Genomic DNA, 21,307 nt, shown 5'->3' on the forward strand with positions numbered 1-21,307 from the left:
GCGGCCGCTACGGCTGCGGAATGGCAGTGCTTTCGGTTGCCGCCTCTCTCGCCACTTCCTTGATTTCCTCGGCCGACAAAGCCTGTGGCCACCGCTCGGCCGTGCAGTCCGTCCACCGCGTTCCCGGCGCGTAAAACAATGCGGCATTGGTGCGCGATAGAAAATAGAAGGACGGTTGCTGAATGACCCGGATCGAGCCGGCAGCCATGAAGTAGTCCACCCGGTGGCTCGGATAGCTCAGCACCATGCCGCCATCCACGAACAGCAGATCCTGCGGCCGGGCAACCCGCACCAGACGCTGCTCGCTCATGCCGGGACGAAGCTGGCTCAGGCCTTTTTCCTCGTCTGCGAACTGCTCGCTGGCCTGATACTGGTCACGGGCGTTGTTCAGCGTGCTGATGACTTTCAACGGGTTGGTACCCATGCCGATGATGGCCTTGAGCCCGCCGAGCAACGGATTTTCAGTTGCCGACTTGATGCTCTGCATCGTCGATCGGCCGGTAAATTCGAGCAGCACCGCGCTTTCCGGACGGACATTGGCAAGCAGCGTCTCCAGCCATGCGCCCGCCTCGCTGGCCCAATAGCGCTTGGCTATCGCCATCACATGGCCACGGCAGATGTAAAAAGCCTGCGCATGCTGCTTGGACAGCGAGCCCAGCAGTTTGCCGTCGACAAACACCAGCGCACCCATGGTGGTATCGGTCAAGGCGGCATAGCCGATCAGGCGGCCGGCCGCGTCGTAGGTTTCAAAGCGTTCCAGCAGCGATTCCTGGGGAATGGCCGCCAGGATTTCGCGCGCCTTGCTGTCGGCATTGACCTGCAGGGAAGGCGCATTGAAATTGCGCTCCGGCTGACCGTTCTCCACCTTCTTTGCATTGCCCGCGCAGCCGCTCGCCGCGAGCAAGGCACCGGTCACGAGAAGGATGCCCAAAAGTTTGCTCATGTTCATGACCAACCTCCTGTCTTGCCGAGTTTCACACCCGCATCCCTATCCCTCTGCAGGCAGTTTCATGATGGCCCGACGCAGGCAAGCACGCATGATGAATAGTGCACACTGCGCAAGCGATCGTGCTGCAGGAATAGCGGCCAGCAGGCCCGGGAAGCTCGGCGCCCGGCAGCCAGTATTCAGCCCTCGGCCTGGCTGCCGGTCCGCCACTGCGCCAGCCAGGCCGGCAGGTCTGCCGCCGGCATCGGCTCGGCATACAGATAGCCTTGTACCTCGTCGCAGCGATAGATATCGAGAAAATTCTCGATTTCCCGGTTCTCCACGCCTTCGGCATTGACCTGCAGCTTGAGGCTGCGCGCCATGCTGATGATGGCGCGTACGATGGCAGCATCGTCCGGATCGGTGGCGATGTCGCGCACGAAAGTCCGGTCGATTTTCAGCTTGTCCACGTCGAAACGCTTCAGGTAGGCGAGGCTGGAATAGCCCGTGCCGAAATCATCGATGGACAGGCGCACGCCCAGCGACTTGAAGCGGCGCAGGGTCGCCAGCAGTCCCTCGGCATCGTCGAGCAGCAGCGACTCGGTGAGCTCCAGTTCAAGCAGGCCCGGATGCAGGGCGGAAGCCGTCAGCGCATCGGCGACACTGCGCTCCAGATTGCCGCGACGAAACTGCACGGCCGACAGGTTGACGGCCATGATCAGCTCGGGCAAGCCCGCCGACTGCCACTGCACTGCCTGGGTGCAAGCTTCCCGCAGCACCCATTCACCGATCGGCACGATCAGTCCGCTTTCTTCGGCGATCGGAATGAAGCGCTCCGGCGATATCAGCTCGCCATCCGCGCGGCGCCAGCGCAGCAAGGCCTCGACGCCCGTCACGCGCCGGCTTCTCAGGTCGATTTGCGGCTGGTAGTACAACGTGAATTCCTGATTTTCCACGGCCCGCCGCAAGGCGCTGCGCAACTGCAGATTCTCCATCGCCTCGGTATTCATGGCAGCCGTGAAGAAACGGTAAGCATTGCGGCCGGCAGCCTTGGCTTGATACATGGCCGTATCGGCACGCTGCAGCAGGAGATCGAAATCCCTGCCATCATCCGGCCACAGCGTCACGCCGATCGAGGGCGTCACGGCAAGTTCGTGCCCCTCGATATGCACGGGCTGGGCGAGGGCTTCAACGATCTTGGCCGCCAGCCGGCCGACGGACTCCGGCTCAGGCACATCCGTCAGGGCAAGCAGGAATTCATCGCCGCCGAGACGGCTGATGGTATCCGTATCGCGCACGATGCTGCGCAGCCGGCGCGCGACTTCCTTGAGAAGATCGTCGCCGACCGGATGGCCCAGCGTATCGTTGATGGTCTTGAAGTGATCCAGATCGACGAACAACAGTGCCACCCGCGTATCGTTGCGCTCGGCCCAGGCCATTGCCAGCTCGAAGCGTTCGCGAAACAGCACGCGATTGGGCAAGCCGGTCAGGGCATCGTGATGGGCGAGAAAAGCGATGCGTTTCTCGTTTTCCTTGCGTTCGGTGATGTCCTGGACGAAATCCAGCACATAAGGCTCGTCATCGAAATACAGCATCTCGGCGGAAATGCTGACATGGCGCAGCCTGCCGCGACGATCATGCCAGACCGACTCGAAGTCGATCAAGGTTCCGGCACGCTGCAATTCCTCGACCCAGGCGGCGCGCCGTTGCGGATCGGGCCATAAACCGACGTCACTGGCCGTCTTGCCGATGAGTTCGCTCGGATTCCAGCCAAAATATTTCTTGAATTTGTCGTTCACCTGAACGAATTTGCCATCGGACAAGCGGAAGATCGATGCAGCAAAGGGACTGGCGCGGAAAGCCGCCTGCAACTGCTGCTCGGCTTCGCGCATCGGCGTGATGTCCTGCATGGCGCCGGAAATCCCCACCACCCGGCCATCCGCATTGCAGTTGGCATAACCGTTGGCCCGCGCCCAGCGCCGAATGCCATCGCGGCGGCGGAAACGAAACTCGAAGACATACGGATCGCCCGTCTCCAGCGTATGCCTGATGATCGCCTTCAGACGCGACCTTTCATCCTCCTCCACATGACGCAGAACCAGTTCAAACGAGGGCTGCACCTCACCCGGTTGATAGCCGAAGCAGCGATAGGATTCATCGCTCCAATGCAACTGTTGGTCAGCCTGCTGCCACTCCCAGTAGCCCACTTGCGTCAGTGCCACGGCTTCGGTCAAATACCTTCGTGCTTCATAAAGCGCCGTGATGTCATGCACAATTTCGAGTTTGCTGATGCTGCCATCCGGATTGTGGAACGGCATGTCGAAGAGATTATAGGTGCGGCCATTGGCCGCACTCAGCTCCCAGTTCACCGACTTGCCAGCAAAAACCTCCGGGTTCTTGCAAAAATCGCACGGGGTCTTGCGCTCATGAAAATGCTCATAGCACTTGCGGTTGCTTTTCGCCCCGAAAACCCGCTCCAGCGCCGGATTCATGTATTCGATATCGTATTCGCGACCGACGATATACACGCCGTCCGGCATGGCATCGAGAATACCAAGCAGGCGCGTGCGATCCTCTGCCAGCTTTTCCGCCAGATCCCTGATCCGCTTGACTTCACTGATCTCGGTCCAGGTCAGGACGATGCCATCGCGCCGTCCGTCACCACCGCGAAAAGGTGACATCCGCTCCAGATACCAGTAGCTGCCGTTGAGCGCCACTTCTCGCTCGAAGCGCTCGCCCTGCTCGGAAACCCGACGCAGGGCCGCGATGAATTCCTCCTGCTCACCCGCCTGGTAGCGCAATTCGGTGATCGGCCTGCCGATATCCTGCGCACGCAATGCGATGAACGCGCCAACGCCCGGGCTGAAACGCCGCAGGCACAGGGTATTGTCCAGAAAAACCGTGCTGATCTCGGCGCTTGCCAGCAAATGGTCATAGTCGCGATTCAGCGCCAGCAGCGCCTTGTTCTTGTCCTCGAGCTGCTGGTTCAAGCCATACAGATCCTCGTTCGCCGACTTCAGCTCTTCATTGGTGCTTTGCAGTTCCTCGTTGGAGGCCGTCAGCTCTTCATTGGCCAGATCGATGCGCTCGTGGCTGCTCTGCAGCTCGACGAGCATTTCCTGAAGACGCTCGCGGGTCGCCTGCAATTCGGCCTGGAGCAAGGCCTCGTTGTTCGTGGTCGGCGGCAGATCCAGTGGCGAAACCACTTTGCCGACCTGCATGGATGCCTCTGCCGGCGCCTCACCACGCGCCAGCCGAACCGGTTGCTTGCGAAACAGTTTGTGCGCCCGGTCAACGAGCGAGTAAGCATGCTCTTCATACTCGCCAACCGATTCGCTCGAACCGAGCAGCAGCAATCCCTGCGGCTTGAGCGCAAAATGGATTTGCGCCAGGGCATGCAGTTGCGCCTCCGGTTTCAGGTAAATCAGCAGATTGCGGCAGACCACCAGGTCGATCCGCGTGAAGGGCGGATCCGAAAGCAGGTTGTGGCGGGCGAACACCACGTGCCGCCGCAAAGCGGCATCCACCTGCCAGTTCTCGCCATTGGGCTGAAAGTAGCGCCGCAACAAAGGCTCCGGAATGCCATTGACCGCAGTACCTGCATAGCACCCCTGCGATGCATCGGCAAGCGCGCCGCAATGACAGTCGGTGGCAAACACCTTGATATTGCCGTTGAAGCCGAAGCGGCTGGCCGCATCCAGCGCCAGCATTGCCAAGGTGTAGGCTTCTTCACCGCTGGCGCAACCCGCTGACCAGATGCGCAGCTCGTCGGCAGCCTCGCGGCCGCGCAGCAGATCCGGCAGGATTTCATTGCTCAACAGGGCAAATACTGCCGGATCGCGGAAAAACTCGGTCACGTTGATCAGCAGATCATGAACCGCCGCTCGGCACTCGGCGATGCCATGCTGCCCATCCTTGAGCAAATCGAGATAGTGTTCCGGCGTCTCGACATTGCAGCAGGCCATGCGCCTGCGCAAGCGCCGCCCAAGCGTCGAAGCCTTGTAGCCGGAAAAGTCGATCCCGCAATGCCGCTGCAGCAGGCTGATCACTTCCGGCAAAGTGAGCAGCAAGTCCTGATCTGCCGCCCCCTCATCCCACTGGTTCAGCTCTTCAGTCGCGTTGTTCGATGCGTTCATGTACGGAATTCAGACAGGCGCTGCCAGATCGCAGCGCCGGATGGAAACCCACAAGGAAAATATCGATTGCATGATACCGCACAACTCGGCAGTCTCCCGCGCTTCCCAAGCCACATGAACGACAAGGCGAACAGCCAGATCCTGACTGTTCGCCTTGGCTTGCATCACCTTGCCTGGTGCGTTATCAGGCGCTGGCCTTTTCCACTTCGACGGCCGCGCCGCGCGGGGTGTGGTGGGCACTGCCGTAATACACGCGGAAATGCAGCTGGGTATAACCACCGGCCAGATGCAGTCCCTTGAGCGGCGCTTCGGTGACATCCTGGTTACCTTGCCAGTTCTTGAACTGCAGCGGCTCCCAGGCATGGTAGACGATGATTTCACCGGGTGCGGTCGATGGCGAGGACTTGACGTTGCACTCGAAGCTGGCGTTGTCGTTATAGACCTTGATGGTGTCGCCATCCTTGATGCCGCGCTTTTCCAGCTCCAGCGGATTCATCCAGGCCGCCGGCTGGCCGCGTTGCAGACGCAGCAGCAGCTTGACATCGCGCCAGATCGAATGGATCGACCAACGGTTGTGGCCGCCATACATGCGCAGCGGGAACTTGCTGGTGGCCAGCGGCGGCTCCTTGTGCGTGGGCAGCGCTTCCTTGCCCTCGATGAACCAGGGATGATCGATGTAGAACTGCTGCCGTCCGGTGATGGTCGGCCAGGCCACTTTCTTTTCGAGAAAATCGCGATGCGGCCAGTAGGTGTCCTTGCCGTCGTAGTCGCTGTAGTTCTGGTTGATCAGGTTCGGACGACCTGCAGCGATCACCGGTACCGCGCCGCGCTGCAGCGCCTCGCGGCCGCTGTTGCAATCAACGCTCGGGCTACCGGCAAAGATTGCATCCATCAAGCGTACCGGATCTTCCGGATCGGTCGGGTCGTATTTGCCGTTCGAAGTATATTTATCGTATATCTTGGTGACATCGAACTCCTTGTCGTTCAAACCGCGCACCATGGTGATGCCGCGCGCCTTGGCACGCTCGCCCACGGCACGCGCCAGCAGACCAAAGGTTTCCCAGTCGGACTTGGACTCGCCCAGCGGCTCGGTCGCCTTGTCGGAGCTGATGATGTAGGGCACGTAAGTCTGCGCGTATTTGATGCCGTACTTCTCGTAATAAGCCGCCACCGGCAATACGTAGTCGGCGAACATCGTCGAAGAGCTCATCTTGAAGGTCGCCGAAACCACCAGCTCGAATTTCGGCCAGAGCTTTTCCCGGGCGATCTGCGGACTCGGCCAGCGACGCAATGGATTGGCGCCGGTAAAGACATAGGCGCGGGGCTGGCGATCCTCTGGCGGATGCACCCGCGTCCAGCCCTTGTCGATGGATTCGCGCACATAGGAGCTGAGGTTGCGCGGCAGATGCGGATCCTGCAGGTGCGGTTTGTCCCACATCTCCTTGTAGCCGCCATGCACGTAGAGGAAGACCATGGTCGGAGTATGCCCCTCGCGATCGCTGTATTCGGTATACAGTTGCTCGTAATCACGCGGCGTCAGACCGCGGATGGCCTTGGGAATCAGCTTGACCAGATCTTCCATCGGCACGGTGCTGTCGGCCATGGCATCCATGCCGTCCATTCCCCACCAGGCCGCGATGCGCATGCCACCGCCGGGCTTGCCCTGGTTGCCGGTGAGATTCATCAGCAGGATGAAGGAGCGCTGGAACAGGTCGCTGTGATAGTGCTTGCAGGCGCCATAGGAGGCAATGATCATCGCGCTGGGCGCAGCCGCCATTTCACGGGCGAAGGTGCGGATCACATTCGGATGCAGGCCGGTAATCTTGGCAGCCTGCTCCGGCGTATGTTCGGTATCCAGACGCTCGCGAATCATGTCGAAAACGGTGACGCATTCGACCGTCGAGCCATCCAGCAGCTTGACGCTGCGCGTGCCCGACAGGGCCGGCTTGAGTTTGCCGAGTTTCAGGCTGCGGCCACCGTTGCCGTCGCCTTCGCAACCCGGCGCCATGACGATGGCGTTCTTGGCTTCATCCCACAGATAGAAAGCGTTATCCACGCCACCCTTGACGACATCGCTGGTGCGCAGAAAGCGCTGGTTATCCTTGCGCACGAGGAAAGGAAAGTCGGTCTGCTCAAGAACGTAATCCTTCTTGTAGAGATCCTCGGCAATCATCACCTGCGCGCAGGCCAGCCCCAGCGCCGCATCGGTTTCCGGCTTGACCTTGATCCAGCGGTCGGCATGCACCGTGCTGGCATTGAGGTCGGGCGAGACCACCACCAGCTTGGCACCGCGATAGCGTGCTTCATGCAGGAAGTGGGCATCGGGAATGCGGGTGTAATTCGGGTTGCCCAGCCAGATGACGATGTAATCTGAACGGAACCAGTCGTCGGACGTTCCTTCGCAGTTGAACGCGCCCCAGGTCTGGATCACGCCCAGCGGCATGTCGCCCACACCCGACCAGCCATCCAGGCGAGTCACCTGAAGAGCGGTGGAGAAACGGAAGTCGCCGGCCGTCTCGGGACCATAACCGGTATTCGACAGGTCATCGAAACAAATGGTCTCGGTGCCGTGCTCGACCGAGATGTCGATCAGCTTGTCGGCAATCTCGTTCAGCGCCTCATCCCAGGTGATGCGCTTCCACTTGCCCTCGCCGCGCTCACCGACGCGCTTCAACGGATACTTGACGCGCGTCTCGGACAACTGCAGGGTGGTATAACAGGCGCCCTTCTGGCAGCCGCGCGGATTCTGATCCGGAATACCCGGGCGCGGCGGCTCGTAAATGGTGTTCTGTTCCTCGCGCCAGGCGATGCCGTCGCGCACATACACGTCCCACGAACAGGCGGCGACGCAGTTGGCGCGAGTGTGGGTACCCTTCACCACCTTGTCCCACTTCCACTTCTCGCGCCAGATGTCGGAGTAGTCGTTGTATTTGACCTTCTTGGCCGGCACCAGGGGCGGCATGGTGATGCCCGGCTTGGGACCGGTCAGCTTGGGCCGCAAACTGTACAAACCAGCGCCTGCCGCAACCGCAGCAGTACCCACAATAAAGTGACGACGTGACACTTGCATGGTGACTCCCCCTCAATTTTACTTGATTGTCATAAGCAACCGATACAGCCCTGCCGCAAGCGACAGCCAGAGACTGTCAGTCCAGATTCTTTATTTACAGCAGCAGGTTCTCAAGCCCAGCTCAACGAATGCGGATTGACATCGAAGCCGCCGAACATATCGTTCCAGCGGTAGGCGATGAGCAGATCCATCAGTTCGGACTTGCCGCCCTGGCGCATCTTCTCGCGCTCGGCCTTGAGAATCTGGATCGAATCCAGCACCTTCTCCCCAAACAGCGAAATCAGGTATTCGTCAGGAATCCGCGGCTTGCTGTGGTCAAAATCACCATTCGCATCAAAACGCGTCGGCGCATCGAACGGCGGTACGTAGAAGACGTTCGGCTCGGTACCGAATTCAGGATGCAGCGGGATCGCCACCTTCCATTTCTCCACCAGCTTCCAGATCGGCGCGTTCTGGTCGTCCTTGTAGCCGACGAAACGCACCCGCCCCGGACATTGACGCGCACAGGCCTGCGCCACCCCCTGCTCCAGACGCGGGTAGCAGAAGATGCATTTCTGGCTGACCTTCTTCACGTGGTTGAAGTAGATCTTCTTGTAGGGACAGGCTTCCATGCAGAAGCGGAAGCCCCGGCAGCGGTCTTCGTTGATGACCACCACGCCGTCTTCTTCACGCTTGACGATGGCCTGCCGCGGGCAGGCTTCCAGACAGGCCGGGTGCGTGCAGTGGTTGCAGATGCGCGGCAGGTAGAAAAAGTAGCTGTTGGGAAAGTCGCCACCACCCTGGTCTTCGTCCCAGTTCGGACCCCAGTCCGGCTGGTCGCCCTGGATCTGCAGGTGCACGCTCTGGCCCTTGCCGCCGTAGAAGACTTCGTTGTGGTTGTATTCCCAGGCTTCGCCGAAGCCCTTGGTGGTCGGCATCTGCCCAAGCTGGGCTTCGCCATTGGGAAAACCGCCGCCCATGGCTTCCCAGTTCTTCGGCGTGCCCAGACCGGGCATGGTGTTGACGGTGTTGAAGAGCATGTATTCCTGACCTTCGTCACGCGTCCAGAGCGTCTTGCAGGCAACGGAACAGGTGTGGCAGCCAATGCATTTGTTGAGGTCGAGAACCATCGCCATCTGGCGTTTTGCTGTACTCATCTTGGTTTCCTAGGCTGGGTTGCTGGGTTGATCAGGTTCGCCATCAGGTCGAAACGGGATCACTGAATCATTAGGATCGCTACGCTGTACGTGCGGCCTTGACCTTACTGGCCGGCTATTTCAAGCGGCAGCCAGTCGCCGGAGTAGGCTTTGAGTCCCCCCCGCTCCTGCTGACCACCTTCCCAGATGGCGATGCCAAAACGGCTGCGCTGCCCCGGCTCGAGCTGGATGACGTTGGGCGAGTCCACGCTCTTGAAGGTGCGGGCAATGACCACGCTCCAGCGACCGTTGGCCCATTTGGCCCGCGTGCGCACCGTCTTGTCGACGATCTGGCTGCTGCCCGGCCCCTGGGCGACCACTTGATAGCCCATGTCCTTGTCGTCGGCACGCCAGTACCAGGCCGCCATCGGCAGTTCGGGCGCACCCATGGTCATCAGCGGCGTGTCTTCGTGCAGCGGCAAGGCCACCGCCGCCGCGTCCGGCCAGACGCTGTTGTCGCCATGACTGGTGTTGTGGTTGGCATCAGCCCAGCTCAGGTGAAAAGCCAGGTATTCCCCATTGTGCAGCGCGCGCAGCTCTACCTTGCCAACCGCACCTATCTTCTTGTGCTCCCAACTGTTGCGAATGGCCGCCGTCGGCTGCATCGCCCAGGGCGTGCCCTGCAACGATACGCTTTCCAACCCCGACTGCTGCCATACCGCATCTTCCGCGTCCAGCAACTGCTCTGCCGTCGCGGCAGATGTGTAGGTGACTTTCATTGGTGTTCCCCTGGTGGTTTTTTATAGTGGTTTTCTGACGAATCGGACAGTCATCCGACCGCATGTAAATTTTAGCTTGCCTGGCGCCGGTGGTTTGGAGCAACGGTGCCTGAAAGCGCGCAGCGGATGTTAACACGCAGCATTCACAAGGCAGGAGGGGTTTCCCCATATTGGGTAATGATGGTGTGGCAAGCGATCACCTTGCCCAAAGGACGGCTATTTGTCCCTGTCATCGACTTTCGGCAACTTCGACAGCACATCGATCAGGGCCTGTGCAGAAGGCAGCAGGGACTCGATGGAATCGAACAGGAAGCGCTCGAAATGCTTGGCGACTTCCGGCGTCAGGTAGATATGTCCCTTCTCGTTCTTGTACACCCAGCCCTTCTTGATCAGCATGTCGATCTTGCGACGCACGGTCTCGCGCGGAATACCCGTGGCATCGCTGATGGAGAGGGTATTGCAGGGGCGCATCAGGCGCTGGTGTTCGGAAACGTCGGTCAGAACGTCTTCGGAAGCATCGCTGTCCTTTTCGGCATCGAAGAAGTAACTGACATTGCGCGTGCCGATCTCCCCGAGTACCAGATTCAGCAGCATGTCGCCGCCGAACTCCCGGTAAATGCTGCGCATGTAGGGCACCGTGAAGCGCGAGAAGAGATAGGCCGCACGAAAATAGTGCTGCTCGAACTCTGCCGGATCGATTTTCAGTGACATGACTGGCCGGTCAATTCAGCATGGGAAATCATCGAGGCCATGAATCATTCCGCCCCGCTTTCAGGCACGTGCTGCCAGTACGTACAAGCCGATGACGCAAGCGAAGCCGGCTGCCCAAACCAGCGAGCGCAGCAGCGAGCGATTCGTCAAATAACAGATGCCGTAAAGCAGCCGGAAACCGATGAACAAACAGGCCAGCAGGTCGATCGAGGCCTGCTCCGCATGGCACCCCTGGGCAATCAATACCGCGGCGGCAAACGGCGCAAAAGCCTCCCAGGAATTTTGCTGCGCCCAGTCGGCGCGCTGGCGCCAGCCAGTTTTGACCATCAGGCGCGGGCTGGCATTGTCGTAAGCCGGATCGGACTTCGACAGCGTTCCCCAGACATAGGGCAACAACGTTGCAACCAATACGCACCAGAGTGCCAGCGTCATGACAGCCTCCTCATTTATGCTGCGTTACACGTTACAGGTTACAGGTCACATCTACAGATCGAGATCGATCTCCAGTCCCTCGCGCGCCAGATGCACGGTCAGTCCCTGCAAATCCGCTCGATGGCGGGACAGCGCTTCGTTGAATACCGTCTCCAGTTCATCATCACTGCGTGTCGGCTCGTGATGCGTACAGTACAAGCGTTTGGCGCCGACCCGCAAGGCCGTGGCGATGGCCGCATCGAAATGACCATGCCCCCAGCCCCTCTTCGTCTCATACTCCTCGCGCGTGTAGGATGCGTCGATGATCAGGACATCGGCTCCGCGCATGGCGGCATCGACCTCGGCCTGCTTCTCTTCCATCAGTGCCTGATAGTCTGCGTAATCGGCATCTTCCGGATCGTAGATGTTGTAGTAGGGTTCGTGATCGCCGGTGAAGAACACCGACTTTCCGTTGCAGTCGATGCGATAGCCAAAATCGATCACCGGGTGGTTCAGCAACGAGGCCGTGACGACGACGTCGCCTACCTTGGTGGTTTCGCCTATCGACAAGGTCTGATATTCGATTGCCGCTTTCATTTCGGCTTCGCGCACCGGGAAATAGCTGTACTGCAACTGTACATCCATGACCTGCTCGACCCCATTGCCGGACACCGGATCGAAAGCGCCGTACATGCGTACCGTATTGCCGGGAATGAACAGTGGCGTGAAAAACGGCAGACCGTGTATGTGATCCCAGTGGCTGTGCGTGATGAAAATGTTCGCCTCGACCGGCAATTCACGCAACAACTGCTGGGCCAGTGCGAAGATGCCGGTACCGGCATCCAGCACGATCAGCGTACCGTCGTCACTGCGCACCTCGATGCAGGTCGTGTTGCCGCCATAACGCACGGTGTGCGGCCCGGGGGAAGGAATCGAGCCACGCACCCCCCAGAACTTGACTTTCACTTCAGCCCCCCGGTTTGCGCAAACATGCGCGCATCATCGATCAGTTTGTTCATGTCGCCGAGTTCGGCAACGACGGCGTCCAGATCCGTGCCGAAGCGCGCCGGCAGCGCCTGCGGACCATCCGCACTGACGTTACCCAGCGAATCATAACCAAGTTTCTCGGCAATCAGGTCGGCAACGAAAAGGCATTCGGCCAGTACGGACACATGCGGCACGGCGTGGTGATGATCGATGCACTCGACCAGATACTCGGGAAACTGCCAACGCTTGACGAGCATCGCGCCGACGAACGTGTGATCGGTGCCAATCACCGCCTCCTCGGCCTTGTGCAGGGAGATATTTTCGGTGCTCGACATCTCCATTGCCTGACGAAACTCCGGTGCCATGTAAAGGGCAAACACCACCTTGCCGAAATCATGCAACAGACCGGCGATGTAGCAATCCGTCGGATCCAATTCATTCGCATATCTTGCGGCCAGCATGCGCGTCAGATTGGCCGTCACCAGGGAAGACACCAGATAGTGCTGCACGTCGAAGCCGGCCGCATTGCGTGCCGGCAGCATGCCCATGGTAGAAAACGAAAGCGCAAGGTTCTTCAGCGTATTCACGCCCAGATAAACCACCGATTGATTGATCGAGGTGATTTTTTTGGGTAGACCGTAATAGGCGGAATTGACGATCTTGAGAACCTTGATGGTAATCACCGGATCCTTCTCGATCACCGCCACCAGATCCTTTGGACGGCAGTTGATATCCCGCGTGAGTTCCAGGATGCGTTGCACACTTTTCGGAAATGCCGGCATGCGATCGACCGCATTGCTCAGGCGCTTGCTCAACTCGACAGAAATCTGCCCCATACTTCCATGGCCCCGTGTTCTTCGCCGCATTATAAGGGCCGGACATCCCCAAACCCCAAACCCGCATGGCGATATCTCACCATGCCGCGCACCGCTTGCAGGACGAGGCTGGACAGTCGGCAATTGGCATCTGCCACTGCGTTCGCGGTGGCAGTTTCCGGCAATTTCCGCTATCCTGCGCATCTCGTGAAATTCGACCGGACTCACCCGCAGCAAGCCGGCTCGCATCGTTTCAGTTTCACACTGCACACCGCCTTGACCTGACGAAGATTACAGGAAGCGTGGCCGAGTGGTTTAAGGCACCGGTCTTGAAAACCGGCGACGGGCAACCGTCCGTGAGTTCGAATCTCACCGCTTCCGCCAACTGAGCGGACGCAGCAAAGGTACGGCGAACTTTTTCGGATTTTTTCACTCCTACTCACCACTTACAGTATTCTGCCGCTTTGCATTTGCCGCTTTCTGCCCCACATCTCCTCCAACGATCCACGCATCCACAATATCCACAACATTCACGATAGGGAGACCAACCACAATGCAACCCAATCTCCAGACCACTTATGGCCAAACCCCTGGCAGCACCGCGCTGCTTGCCCAACAGCGGAATCGTGTGTTGCGCAATACCTATGCCCTGCTCGCCCTGTCGATGATCCCAACGGTGCTGGGTGCCATGGTGGGCATCAACACCGGCTTTTCCTTCTTCGCCGGCAGCCCGGTCATGGGCTTTTTGCTGTTCCTGGGCATCGCCTGGGGCTTCATGTGGGGTATCGAGCGCAACAAGAACAGCGGTCTTGGCGTTGCCTTGCTGCTGGGCTTCACTTTCTTCATGGGCTTGATGCTCTCGAACATCCTGCGCGTCGCGCTCGGCTTCTCGAACGGCGGCATGCTGATCGCCATGGCCGCAGGCGGCACCGGCACGATCTTCGCCGTGCTCGCAGGCGTTGCGGCGACGACCAAGCGCGACTTCAGCGGCATCGGCAAATTCGTCTTTGCCGGCCTGATCCTCGTACTCGTTGCCGCGCTGGCCAATGCCTTCCTGCAGATTCCCGTCCTGGCCCTGGCAATTTCGGCCGTGGCGATCATGGTGTTCTCCGCCTATATCCTGTACGACATCAATCGCATCGTGCAAGGCGGTCAGACCAACTACATCAGTGCCACGCTGGCGGTCTATCTGGACGTCTACAACATCTTCACCAGCCTGCTGCACATCCTGATGGCGCTGACGGGCGAACGCGACTGAACAAGCGAACCTGCCTCGGTGCTACGGTGCCGCGACAAAAAAAGGTGGCTTGGCCACCTTTTTTTTGCGCCGCCAGCAAGTTCAGCGTTCAAACAGCGCAATCGACTCGACATGCGAAGTCTGCGGAAACATATTGGCAATGCCGGCGCCACGCAGACGATAGCCGCACTCATGCGCCAGCATGGCGGCATCACGCGCCAGCGTTGCCGGATTGCAGGAAACATAAACGATACGCCACGGCGCCTCGACGCCTTGCGCGCTTTGTGCACCGATTGCCTTGACCAGTTCGGCAGCACCTTCGCGCGGCGGGTCGATCAGCATCTTGTCGAAGCGGCCGAGCGCGGCAAGACGCTCCGGCGTTGCCTCGAACAGATTTGCCACGGCAAACTCGGTGTTCATGGCCAGCCCATTGGCCACTGCATTTTCGCGTGCCCGCTCGACCAGCGCCTTGCTGCCCTCGATGCCGACCACTGAAGCGCCGCTGCGCGCGATGGGCAAGGTGAAATTGCCCAGGCCGCAGAACATGTCGGCGATGCGCTCGCCGGCAGCAGGCTCCAGCAAGGCCATGGCGCGGCGCACCAGGATGCGGTTGATGCCATGGTTGACCTGAGTGAAGTCGGTCGGACGAAAACGATGCGTCACCTCGAATTCGGGCAAACGATAGGCCAGCGGCGCCGCATCCAGGGGATGGAACAGGGCCACCGTATCGACCGAACCACCCGGCTGCAGGTAGAACACGACCTCATGGATATCGGCGAAGCTGCGCAGCTTCGCCTCATCCTCCAGCGTCAGCGGTTCGAGAATGCGCAATACCAGGGCGTACTGCAACCGGCCCGCCGCATCTTCGCCAATGGCCAGTTCGATCTGCGGCAGGCGATCGGGAATCGACAGGCTGCCGACCAAATTGCGCAGATGCGGCAACAGCGCAGAAATCTTCGGCGGCAATACGGCGCAGCTATCCATGTCGGCCACATAGCTGCTGCGGCGCTCATGAAAACCGACCAGCACGCCGCCCTTCTTCCGCACCAGCCGCACGGACAGGCGCGCGCGATAACGGTAGCCCCAGGCCGGCCCCTGCACGACGGGAAACACGGTTTCCGGACGCAGCCGCGCAATGTGCCACAAGGCATCTTCGAGCACACGCTGCTTGACCGCCGTCTGAGCCAGCTCATCGAGATGCTGCATGCTGCAGCCGCCACAGATGCCGAAGTGGCGGCAACGCGGCGTCACGCGCTGGAAGCTGGCACGCAGGATGCGGGTAACGCTGGCCTTCTCAAAACTGGGCTTGCGCCGATAGCTGAGGTACTCAACCCGCTCGCCCGGCAGGGCGCCTTCGATGAAGAGGGTCTTGCCCTCGACATGCGCCACACCCTGGCCGTCATGATCCAGCGATTCTATGGTGGCAATATTTGCATTCGTCATGAAAGTTGCTTTGCTTGTTGCGAAGTGCGTACCTCAGCCAACGGGCGGCCAGGCGCGATGACTGAGCAGCAGGTTCTGGCGCAGATGATCGATGCGGGCCAGCTTGCCCGCCGCCGCCAACGCCTCGATGCGATGATCGAGCGCCTGCAACTGCTGTTCCAGTTGCTCGCGCTCGGCCAGCAATGCCATCGCTTTGGCATATTCCGGCAGCGCCCGGGTGCGCTCTTCCAGTTGGTGCAGTTCCTCGTTCATCGCAGCCTCCTTGCTGATCATTGCTTACTGATTGAACTGGCCGAAATCCGGCTTGCGCTTGTCGAAAAAGGCAGCGAAAGCCTCCTTCGCTTCGGGCGACACCAGACGCTCCTTGAAATGTCGCACCTCGCTCTGCATGGTCTGCGCAATCAGCGCCTGCTGCGCGCTCTTCAGCATCTGCTTGGTCAGCCTGACCGAGGCCGCCGGCAAGGCGGCCAGCTTGCGCGCCTGCGCCAGAGCGTGTTCGACGACCTGCTCGTCCGGCAATACCGCATTGACGAGACCGACCTCACGCGCCTTGGTGGCATCGAAAGGTTCGCATAACAAGAGCATTTCCGCCGCCCGCGCATGACCCGCCAGCGCCGGCAGCAACAGGCTCGAGGCTGCCTCCGGGCACAGGCCGAGGCTGACGAACGGCAACTGGAAACGCGCGCTCGTACCGGCATACACCAGGTCGCAATGCAGCAGCAAGGTCGTGCCGACACCGACGGCCACGCCGGAAACTGCCGCGATGAAAGGCTTCTTCAGGCTGCTGAAGGTATCGAGAAAGCGGAATACCGGCGGCGGCGGATTTTCCTGCAGCGGCGGATTGGCAAGAAAATCGCCCAGGTCGTTACCGGCGGTAAATATACCTGGCTGGCCATGAATCACGATCACGCGCACGGCGGCATCCCGCTCGGCAGCATCGAGCGCATCGGCCAGGGCCGTGTACATTGCACTGGTCAATGCATTCTTCTTGTCTGGACGACAGATTTCGATGCAGAAAACACCGTCTTTGCTTTCAGTCAGGATCGGATCGTTCATGGTCTGCCCTTGCAGGAAATGAGAAAAATATTGCAGCGATCGACGGAGATCTGTCGCAGCGTTCGTTTGCTTGTCCGAAAATTCTCGGAGATTCGATGTGATGCGATGCGTCGTAACCCGGTACGGCCCGGTTCAGCGCAGCGCCTGGCCGGCAATATCCGCGCGCGTGGCATCGGCCCAGCAGTTCGGCGTCTCATAGAGGCGCACGCGTTCGAGACGCAGGTGGTTGCCCCACAAATCGAGATAGGCCCGGTCCAGCCTGGCGAACGCCAGCACGGCAAGATTTTCCGCCGTCGGCACCACATCGAGCAGCACCGTCTTGTGGCCCGGCAACGTGGCGAGAAAATCCACCACCGCCGTATCGCCCCGGTAAGCCAGAAAAGCATGATCCCACTCATCGACCAGATGTTGCATGGCCAGCGACTTGATCTCGGAAAAATCCATGAGCATGCCATTCACCGGCTGGCCGCTGGCATGAATGATGTCGCCGGCCAGGGTGATCTCGATGGCATAGCGGTGGCCATGCAGGTGCCGGCACTGGCTCAGATGATCCGGAATGCGATGGCCGGCATCGAACTCGAGACGGCGGGTAATCTGCATGGTGAACTTTCGTGGGTCAGGCCGGGACGAAAACGAAACGGAAACGGAACGGAACGGAACGGAAATAGAAAGAGAAAGGCTGGAACGGCGCCGATTATAATGCGTGCTCAGGCCAGGCCATCATGAAACCCTCTCCGGACACAGCCCCAAACCAGCTGCTTGGCACTGGCGATCACAGTCGTGACAGTGCCGGCATGACCTATGTCTACCCGGTCGTATCGCGGCGCGCCGGCGGTGTTTCAGTGGGCATCAATCTAAACCCGAACAATGCCTGCAACTGGCGCTGCATCTACTGTCAGGTGCCCGATCTGAAACGCGGCAACGCGCCGCCAATCGATCTGGCGCAGCTGGAAACGGAATTGCGCAGTCTGCTCGACGATCTCGTCCATGGCGACTTCATGGCCCGGCGCGTTCCTTTCGAGACTCGCCGCATCGAGGATATCGCCTTTTCCGGCAACGGCGAACCCACCAGCGCACGTGAGTTTTCTGCCGCGGTCGAATTGGCCCGGCGGCTGCGCGACGAATTCAGTCTCGACGCCAAATTGCGCTTGATCACCAACGGCAGCCTGATCGACCGCCCAGCGGTGCAGGAAGGCATCGCCCATCTCGGTGCGGCCGCTGGTGAAGTCTGGTTCAAGCTGGATGCGGGAACCCGCCAAGGCATTGCCCGCATCAATGGCGTCGATCTCGATCCGGCGGGCATCGTCCGGCGCCTGCGCAAGTGCGCCGAACTGTGCAGCACCTGGGTGCAGACCTGCTGCTTCAGTCTGGATGGGAGGACACCGGGAGATGAGGAAATCGCTGCCTGGCTGGACCTGCTGAAGCAAGTACAGGCAACAGAGGAAGCTGCAAGTAAAACAACAAAAACAACGAAAGCGCCATCCGGTACCGGCAAACTGGCCGGCGTGCACCTCTACGGTCTGGCGCGCCCCTCCATGCAGAGTGAAGCGTCGCGTCTCGAAAGATTGCCAGCCGACTGGCTGGAAACACTGGCGCTACAGGTTCGGCAACTGGGGCTGCGCGTGCGCATCAGCCCCTGAGCCATGATTTCACTTCTTCGACTTGGCTGCCGCAGCGGTGCGCGCCAGCTTCTTCAGCGACTTGTACTGCTCCGGCTCATGCGCCTTCAGGTATTCCGCAACTTCGAAATCCTCGCGCTTGACTTTGGAAATATCGATATTCTCGACATGCACCAGACGCAGCAACTGCTGCACCGGACGCGGTATGTTGCGGCCACTCTCGTAACGCGAACCGCCGCTCTGCGTCACACCCAGCTTTGACCAGAATTGCTGCTGGTTCATGCCCATCTTGCGGCGGATTTCACGCGCATCAATCTTTTCCATGGTTCTCATGGCAATATCCTTTAAAAAGTACGTCAGCCTAAATACATTGTTCTATCGACTATAACCTAAGTGATAGTGCCGCGTACTATATACAATATATTTTCGACATACAAGGCCTATGTCGTAAGACTAATCAGAAAAATACTTTTTTAGACAGGGCGCCCTCTTTCCTCAGCCTGCCCAGCCTGTCATCCCGGCTTGGAAACAAGCGCTCCGGAAGGGATATCGGATATAATTTCCGCCTTTGTTCAGCAGGCTAGACGGAAAAATGGCACTGATAGTCCAAAAATATGGCGGCACCTCGATGGGATCGCCGGAACGCATCAAGAATGTGGCCCGGCGTATTGCCAAATGGAAAGGCGAAGGAAATCAACTGGTCGTCGTGGTCTCGGCGATGAGCGGCGAAACCAACCGCCTGATCGACTTGGCCAAGGCCATCCAAACCTCACCCGATCCGCGCGAACTCGATGTGGTGATATCGACAGGCGAGCAGGTCAGCATCGGTCTGCTGGCAATGGCGCTGAAGGAACTGGGCATCCCGGCCAAAAGCTACACCGGCGGCCAGGTCAGCATCCTCACCGACAGCACGCATACCAAGGCCCGCATCCTCGATATCGACGACCAGGCCATCAAGGCTGATCTCGATGCCGGGCAAGTCATCATCGTCGCCGGCTTCCAGGGTGTCGATGCCCAGGGCGCCATCACCACACTGGGACGCGGCGGCTCCGACACCACGGCGGTTGCCCTGGCTGCCGCCCTGCAAGCCAGCGAATGCCAGATCTATACCGATGTCGATGGCGTCTACACCACCGACCCGCGCATCGTTCCCGAAGCGCGCCGCCTCGACTCCATCACTTTCGAGGAAATGCTGGAAATGGCGAGCCTCGGCTCCAAGGTACTGCAAATCCGCTCAGTGGAGTTTGCCGGCAAGTACAAGGTCAAACTGCGCGTGCTCTCCAGCCTGGAATATCTGAACAAACAAGGCCCCGGCACGCTGATTACTTTCGAGGAAAATCAAAACATGGAAGAGCCCATCATTTCCGGCATCGCCTTCAACCGTGACGAAGCCAAGCTGACCGTCCTCGGCGTGCCCGACCGCCCCGGCATCGCCTACCAGATACTTGGCCCGATCGCCGAGGCCAATATCGACGTCGACATGATCATCCAGAACGTCGGCCACGACGGCTCCACCGACTTTTCCTTCACCGTCAATCGCGGTGAATACGCCAAGGCGCTGGCCATACTCGAAACCGTCAAGGCACATGTCGGTGCCCGCGCCATCACGGGCGACAACAAGATATGCAAGGTTTCCGCCGTCGGCGTCGGCATGCGCTCGCATCCCGGTGTAGCCAGCAAAATGTTCCGCGCCCTGGCCGAGGAAGGCATCAACCTGCAGATGATCTCCACTTCCGAGATCAAAATCTCGGTGGTGCTGGACGAAAAATACCTGGAGCTTGCCGTGCGCGTGCTGCACCAGAGCTTCAACCTGAATCAAGCGGCGTGATTCGGCATGATGATGATTGCCTGATTACACGAGGTTACAAAATCGGCAACTGATGACACTTTCCGCTTACAACTCACGGCAAGAATGACCCTGCCATCCACACCAAGGAGAGTATTCATGAAAGTCGGACACAAATTCATCATCGGCATCGCCGCCCTTGCCACGCTCGGTCTGGGCAGCGCACAGGCCCATCCCTTTGGCATGGGCCTCCCGGATGCCTGCGCCCACGGATACGACATGAAGGGCAAACGCGCCTGGTCAGGCAAGCAGGCCAACGTCGACAGGGCAGCCATGGCCGCCGCTCGCCTCGACAAGCTGAAAGCCGAGCTGAAGATCACGGCCGATCAGGAAACCGCCTGGCAGGCTTTTGCCAACAAGGCCAAACAGCAGGCCGAACACATGCAGGCACTGCGCGACAAGGGGCAGCCGCAGGCGAGCACGGCCAAACCGCTTTCCGCTCCCGAACACATGGACAAGGCAATCGAGTTCATGAAGCAGCGCCTGGCCGGCATGGAAGCCATGAGCCAGTCGGCCAAGGAGCTCTACGCCGTGCTGACTGCGGAACAGAAAGCCGTTGCCGACCAGCATTTCATGCAGCCGATCAAACAAAAACCGCGAGACAAGATGCGGCAGCAGCGCATGAATCCGCCACCGGCTGCCGGCGCGGCGGAAGCGAAATAAGCCGCCCTGCTCGCCCCACCTCGATCCGGGACCGTCGCACCCAGATATTTGGACGGTCCTGGATTGTTGGTTGTTGGTTATTGATCGTCGATCATTTTCGACATACCAGACACGACCCATTAGCACATGCTAATATTTGGCCATGTCACACTATCTTGGCCACCCGCAGGATCGCGATCTGCGCATGCTGCGCTCACTGGCACGCAGCATCGAAACCCAGCTTGAGCTCGAACATCAACTGAGCGAACGGGACAGGCGCGAAATCGATCTTGCTGCCTGTTTTCCAGCCGGCAAAATGATATTGCGCGGCAGCCTGGCCGACATCCGGCACACCATCGATCCCGAAGTGATGCGCTGCCACGTCGTGCAGGATGGCAGGCTCGCCGGAACGCTCTACATCAACCTGCTGCGCAAGAAATGCACGCCGGTTGATTGCCTGACGGCACCCTCGCTTCCTGAGGAAAGCTGAGCGCCGCCGGGCTTGCCTTGTTTGC

19 protein-coding genes and 1 tRNA gene are annotated in these 21,307 nt (G+C 59.6%); 6 read left to right on the forward strand and 14 right to left on the reverse strand.

The features are described from left to right. Positions 1–7: 7 nt before the first annotated feature. The 9 genes from SDENCHOL_RS09170 to SDENCHOL_RS09210 form a co-directional block, all read right to left on the reverse strand. Positions 8–949, reverse strand: a complete 942-nt coding sequence (locus SDENCHOL_RS09170; RefSeq protein ID WP_172955048.1) for a hypothetical protein — start codon at positions 947–949, stop codon at positions 8–10. 176 nt (positions 950–1,125) lie between these two features. Next, a complete protein-coding gene (locus tag SDENCHOL_RS09175) occupies positions 1,126–5,061 on the reverse strand; it encodes an EAL domain-containing protein (protein ID WP_154716955.1) in 3,936 nt (1,311 codons plus the stop codon). A gap of 184 nt (positions 5,062–5,245) precedes the next feature. After that, the gene (locus SDENCHOL_RS09180; protein WP_154716956.1) at positions 5,246–8,131 is read right to left on the reverse strand and encodes a molybdopterin-dependent oxidoreductase; all 2,886 of its coding nucleotides are present in this window, start codon (positions 8,129–8,131) and stop codon (positions 5,246–5,248) included. Between the two features lie 110 nt (positions 8,132–8,241). Then, complete coding sequence (locus SDENCHOL_RS09185; protein WP_197706877.1) at positions 8,242–9,267, reverse strand: 4Fe-4S dicluster domain-containing protein; 1,026 nt, start codon at positions 9,265–9,267, stop codon at positions 8,242–8,244. A 104-nt stretch (positions 9,268–9,371) separates the two neighbouring features. Next, positions 9,372–10,025, reverse strand: a complete 654-nt coding sequence (locus tag SDENCHOL_RS09190; RefSeq protein ID WP_154716735.1) for an ethylbenzene dehydrogenase-related protein — start codon at positions 10,023–10,025, stop codon at positions 9,372–9,374. A gap of 216 nt (positions 10,026–10,241) precedes the next feature. Beyond that, positions 10,242–10,736 (reverse strand): hypothetical protein, encoded by a 495-nt coding sequence (locus SDENCHOL_RS09195; RefSeq protein ID WP_154716957.1) that lies wholly within the window; start codon positions 10,734–10,736, stop codon positions 10,242–10,244. Positions 10,737–10,796: 60 nt separating this feature from the next. Next, positions 10,797–11,168, reverse strand: a complete 372-nt coding sequence (locus tag SDENCHOL_RS09200; RefSeq protein WP_154716958.1) for an MAPEG family protein — start codon at positions 11,166–11,168, stop codon at positions 10,797–10,799. Positions 11,169–11,219: 51 nt separating this feature from the next. Further along, complete coding sequence (locus SDENCHOL_RS09205) at positions 11,220–12,113, reverse strand: MBL fold metallo-hydrolase (protein ID WP_154716959.1); 894 nt, start codon at positions 12,111–12,113, stop codon at positions 11,220–11,222. Then, on the reverse strand, positions 12,110–13,198 hold the full coding sequence (locus tag SDENCHOL_RS09210) for an HDOD domain-containing protein (protein ID WP_231912958.1): 1,089 nt from the start codon (positions 13,196–13,198) through the stop codon (positions 12,110–12,112). The genes SDENCHOL_RS09205 and SDENCHOL_RS09210 overlap by 4 nt, the downstream gene beginning before the upstream one ends. A gap of 47 nt (positions 13,199–13,245) precedes the next feature. Between SDENCHOL_RS09210 and SDENCHOL_RS09215 the strand changes: the two genes are divergently transcribed. Then, a tRNA-Ser gene (locus SDENCHOL_RS09215) sits at positions 13,246–13,333 on the forward strand. Between the two features lie 169 nt (positions 13,334–13,502). Next, positions 13,503–14,207 (forward strand): Bax inhibitor-1/YccA family protein, encoded by a 705-nt coding sequence (locus SDENCHOL_RS09220; protein ID WP_154716961.1) that lies wholly within the window; start codon positions 13,503–13,505, stop codon positions 14,205–14,207. An 81-nt stretch (positions 14,208–14,288) separates the two neighbouring features. On the opposite strand, the gene rlmD is transcribed toward SDENCHOL_RS09220, so the two are convergent. The 4 genes from rlmD to queD all read right to left on the reverse strand — a co-directional run bounded on the left by rlmD (position 14,289) and on the right by queD (position 17,285). Next, positions 14,289–15,629, reverse strand: a complete 1,341-nt coding sequence (rlmD, locus tag SDENCHOL_RS09225; protein WP_154716962.1) for a 23S rRNA (uracil(1939)-C(5))-methyltransferase RlmD — start codon at positions 15,627–15,629, stop codon at positions 14,289–14,291. A 33-nt stretch (positions 15,630–15,662) separates the two neighbouring features. After that, positions 15,663–15,881, reverse strand: a complete 219-nt coding sequence (locus SDENCHOL_RS09230; protein ID WP_154716963.1) for a hypothetical protein — start codon at positions 15,879–15,881, stop codon at positions 15,663–15,665. 24 nt (positions 15,882–15,905) lie between these two features. Next, the gene (locus SDENCHOL_RS09235; protein WP_154716964.1) at positions 15,906–16,685 is read right to left on the reverse strand and encodes an enoyl-CoA hydratase; all 780 of its coding nucleotides are present in this window, start codon (positions 16,683–16,685) and stop codon (positions 15,906–15,908) included. Positions 16,686–16,817: 132 nt separating this feature from the next. After that, positions 16,818–17,285 (reverse strand): 6-carboxytetrahydropterin synthase QueD, encoded by a 468-nt coding sequence (queD, locus tag SDENCHOL_RS09240; RefSeq protein WP_154716965.1) that lies wholly within the window; start codon positions 17,283–17,285, stop codon positions 16,818–16,820. A 194-nt stretch (positions 17,286–17,479) separates the two neighbouring features. On the opposite strand from queD, the gene SDENCHOL_RS09245 reads away from it, so the two are divergent. Continuing rightward, positions 17,480–18,325 (forward strand): radical SAM protein, encoded by an 846-nt coding sequence (locus SDENCHOL_RS09245; protein WP_197706889.1) that lies wholly within the window; start codon positions 17,480–17,482, stop codon positions 18,323–18,325. Between the two features lie 9 nt (positions 18,326–18,334). Here the strand turns inward: SDENCHOL_RS09245 and SDENCHOL_RS09250 are convergent, their stop codons facing one another. After that, positions 18,335–18,637, reverse strand: coding sequence for a helix-turn-helix domain-containing protein (locus SDENCHOL_RS09250; protein ID WP_154716967.1), 303 nt, complete (start codon positions 18,635–18,637; stop codon positions 18,335–18,337). 259 nt (positions 18,638–18,896) lie between these two features. Here SDENCHOL_RS09250 and SDENCHOL_RS09255 point away from each other — a divergent pair, with 259 nt between their 5' ends. The 3 genes from SDENCHOL_RS09255 to SDENCHOL_RS09265 all read left to right on the forward strand — a co-directional run bounded on the left by SDENCHOL_RS09255 (position 18,897) and on the right by SDENCHOL_RS09265 (position 21,282). After that, a complete protein-coding gene (locus SDENCHOL_RS09255) occupies positions 18,897–20,132 on the forward strand; it encodes an aspartate kinase (protein WP_154716968.1) in 1,236 nt (411 codons plus the stop codon). Between the two features lie 117 nt (positions 20,133–20,249). Continuing rightward, positions 20,250–20,813 (forward strand): Spy/CpxP family protein refolding chaperone, encoded by a 564-nt coding sequence (locus SDENCHOL_RS09260; protein WP_172955049.1) that lies wholly within the window; start codon positions 20,250–20,252, stop codon positions 20,811–20,813. Positions 20,814–20,955: 142 nt separating this feature from the next. After that, entirely contained in the window at positions 20,956–21,282 is a 327-nt protein-coding gene (locus tag SDENCHOL_RS09265) for a hypothetical protein (protein WP_154716970.1), read from the forward strand. Positions 21,283–21,307 lie beyond the last annotated feature (25 nt).

The sequence above is a fragment of the Sterolibacterium denitrificans genome (assembly GCF_900174485.1).
GTDB lineage: Bacteria > Pseudomonadota > Gammaproteobacteria > Burkholderiales > Rhodocyclaceae > Sterolibacterium > Sterolibacterium denitrificans.

Bases quoted from the DNA above. Each gene is read 5' to 3' on its own strand.
- SDENCHOL_RS09250 (WP_154716967.1), bottom strand. From the start codon at position 18,637: ATGAGAACCATGGAAAAGATTGATGCGCGTGAAATCCGCCGCAAGATG.
- SDENCHOL_RS09260 (WP_172955049.1), top strand. From the start codon at position 20,250: ATGAAAGTCGGACACAAATTCATCATCGGCATCGCCGCCCTTGCCACG.
- SDENCHOL_RS09195 (WP_154716957.1), bottom strand. From the start codon at position 10,736: ATGTCACTGAAAATCGATCCGGCAGAGTTCGAGCAGCACTATTTTCGT.
- SDENCHOL_RS09185 (WP_197706877.1), bottom strand. From the start codon at position 9,267: ATGAGTACAGCAAAACGCCAGATGGCGATGGTTCTCGACCTCAACAAA.
- SDENCHOL_RS09210 (WP_231912958.1), bottom strand. From the start codon at position 13,198: ATGCGAGCCGGCTTGCTGCGGGTGAGTCCGGTCGAATTTCACGAGATG.
- SDENCHOL_RS09175 (WP_154716955.1), bottom strand. From the start codon at position 5,061: ATGAACGCATCGAACAACGCGACTGAAGAGCTGAACCAGTGGGATGAG.
- SDENCHOL_RS09220 (WP_154716961.1), top strand. From the start codon at position 13,503: ATGCAACCCAATCTCCAGACCACTTATGGCCAAACCCCTGGCAGCACC.
- SDENCHOL_RS09245 (WP_197706889.1), top strand. From the start codon at position 17,480: ATGACCTATGTCTACCCGGTCGTATCGCGGCGCGCCGGCGGTGTTTCA.
- SDENCHOL_RS09255 (WP_154716968.1), top strand. From the start codon at position 18,897: ATGGCACTGATAGTCCAAAAATATGGCGGCACCTCGATGGGATCGCCG.
- SDENCHOL_RS09265 (WP_154716970.1), top strand. From the start codon at position 20,956: ATGTCACACTATCTTGGCCACCCGCAGGATCGCGATCTGCGCATGCTG.
- queD (WP_154716965.1), bottom strand. From the start codon at position 17,285: ATGCAGATTACCCGCCGTCTCGAGTTCGATGCCGGCCATCGCATTCCG.
- SDENCHOL_RS09180 (WP_154716956.1), bottom strand. From the start codon at position 8,131: ATGCAAGTGTCACGTCGTCACTTTATTGTGGGTACTGCTGCGGTTGCG.
- SDENCHOL_RS09190 (WP_154716735.1), bottom strand. From the start codon at position 10,025: ATGAAAGTCACCTACACATCTGCCGCGACGGCAGAGCAGTTGCTGGAC.
- rlmD (WP_154716962.1), bottom strand. From the start codon at position 15,629: ATGACGAATGCAAATATTGCCACCATAGAATCGCTGGATCATGACGGC.
- SDENCHOL_RS09170 (WP_172955048.1), bottom strand. From the start codon at position 949: ATGAACATGAGCAAACTTTTGGGCATCCTTCTCGTGACCGGTGCCTTG.
- SDENCHOL_RS09200 (WP_154716958.1), bottom strand. From the start codon at position 11,168: ATGACGCTGGCACTCTGGTGCGTATTGGTTGCAACGTTGTTGCCCTAT.
- SDENCHOL_RS09235 (WP_154716964.1), bottom strand. From the start codon at position 16,685: ATGAACGATCCGATCCTGACTGAAAGCAAAGACGGTGTTTTCTGCATC.
- SDENCHOL_RS09230 (WP_154716963.1), bottom strand. From the start codon at position 15,881: ATGAACGAGGAACTGCACCAACTGGAAGAGCGCACCCGGGCGCTGCCG.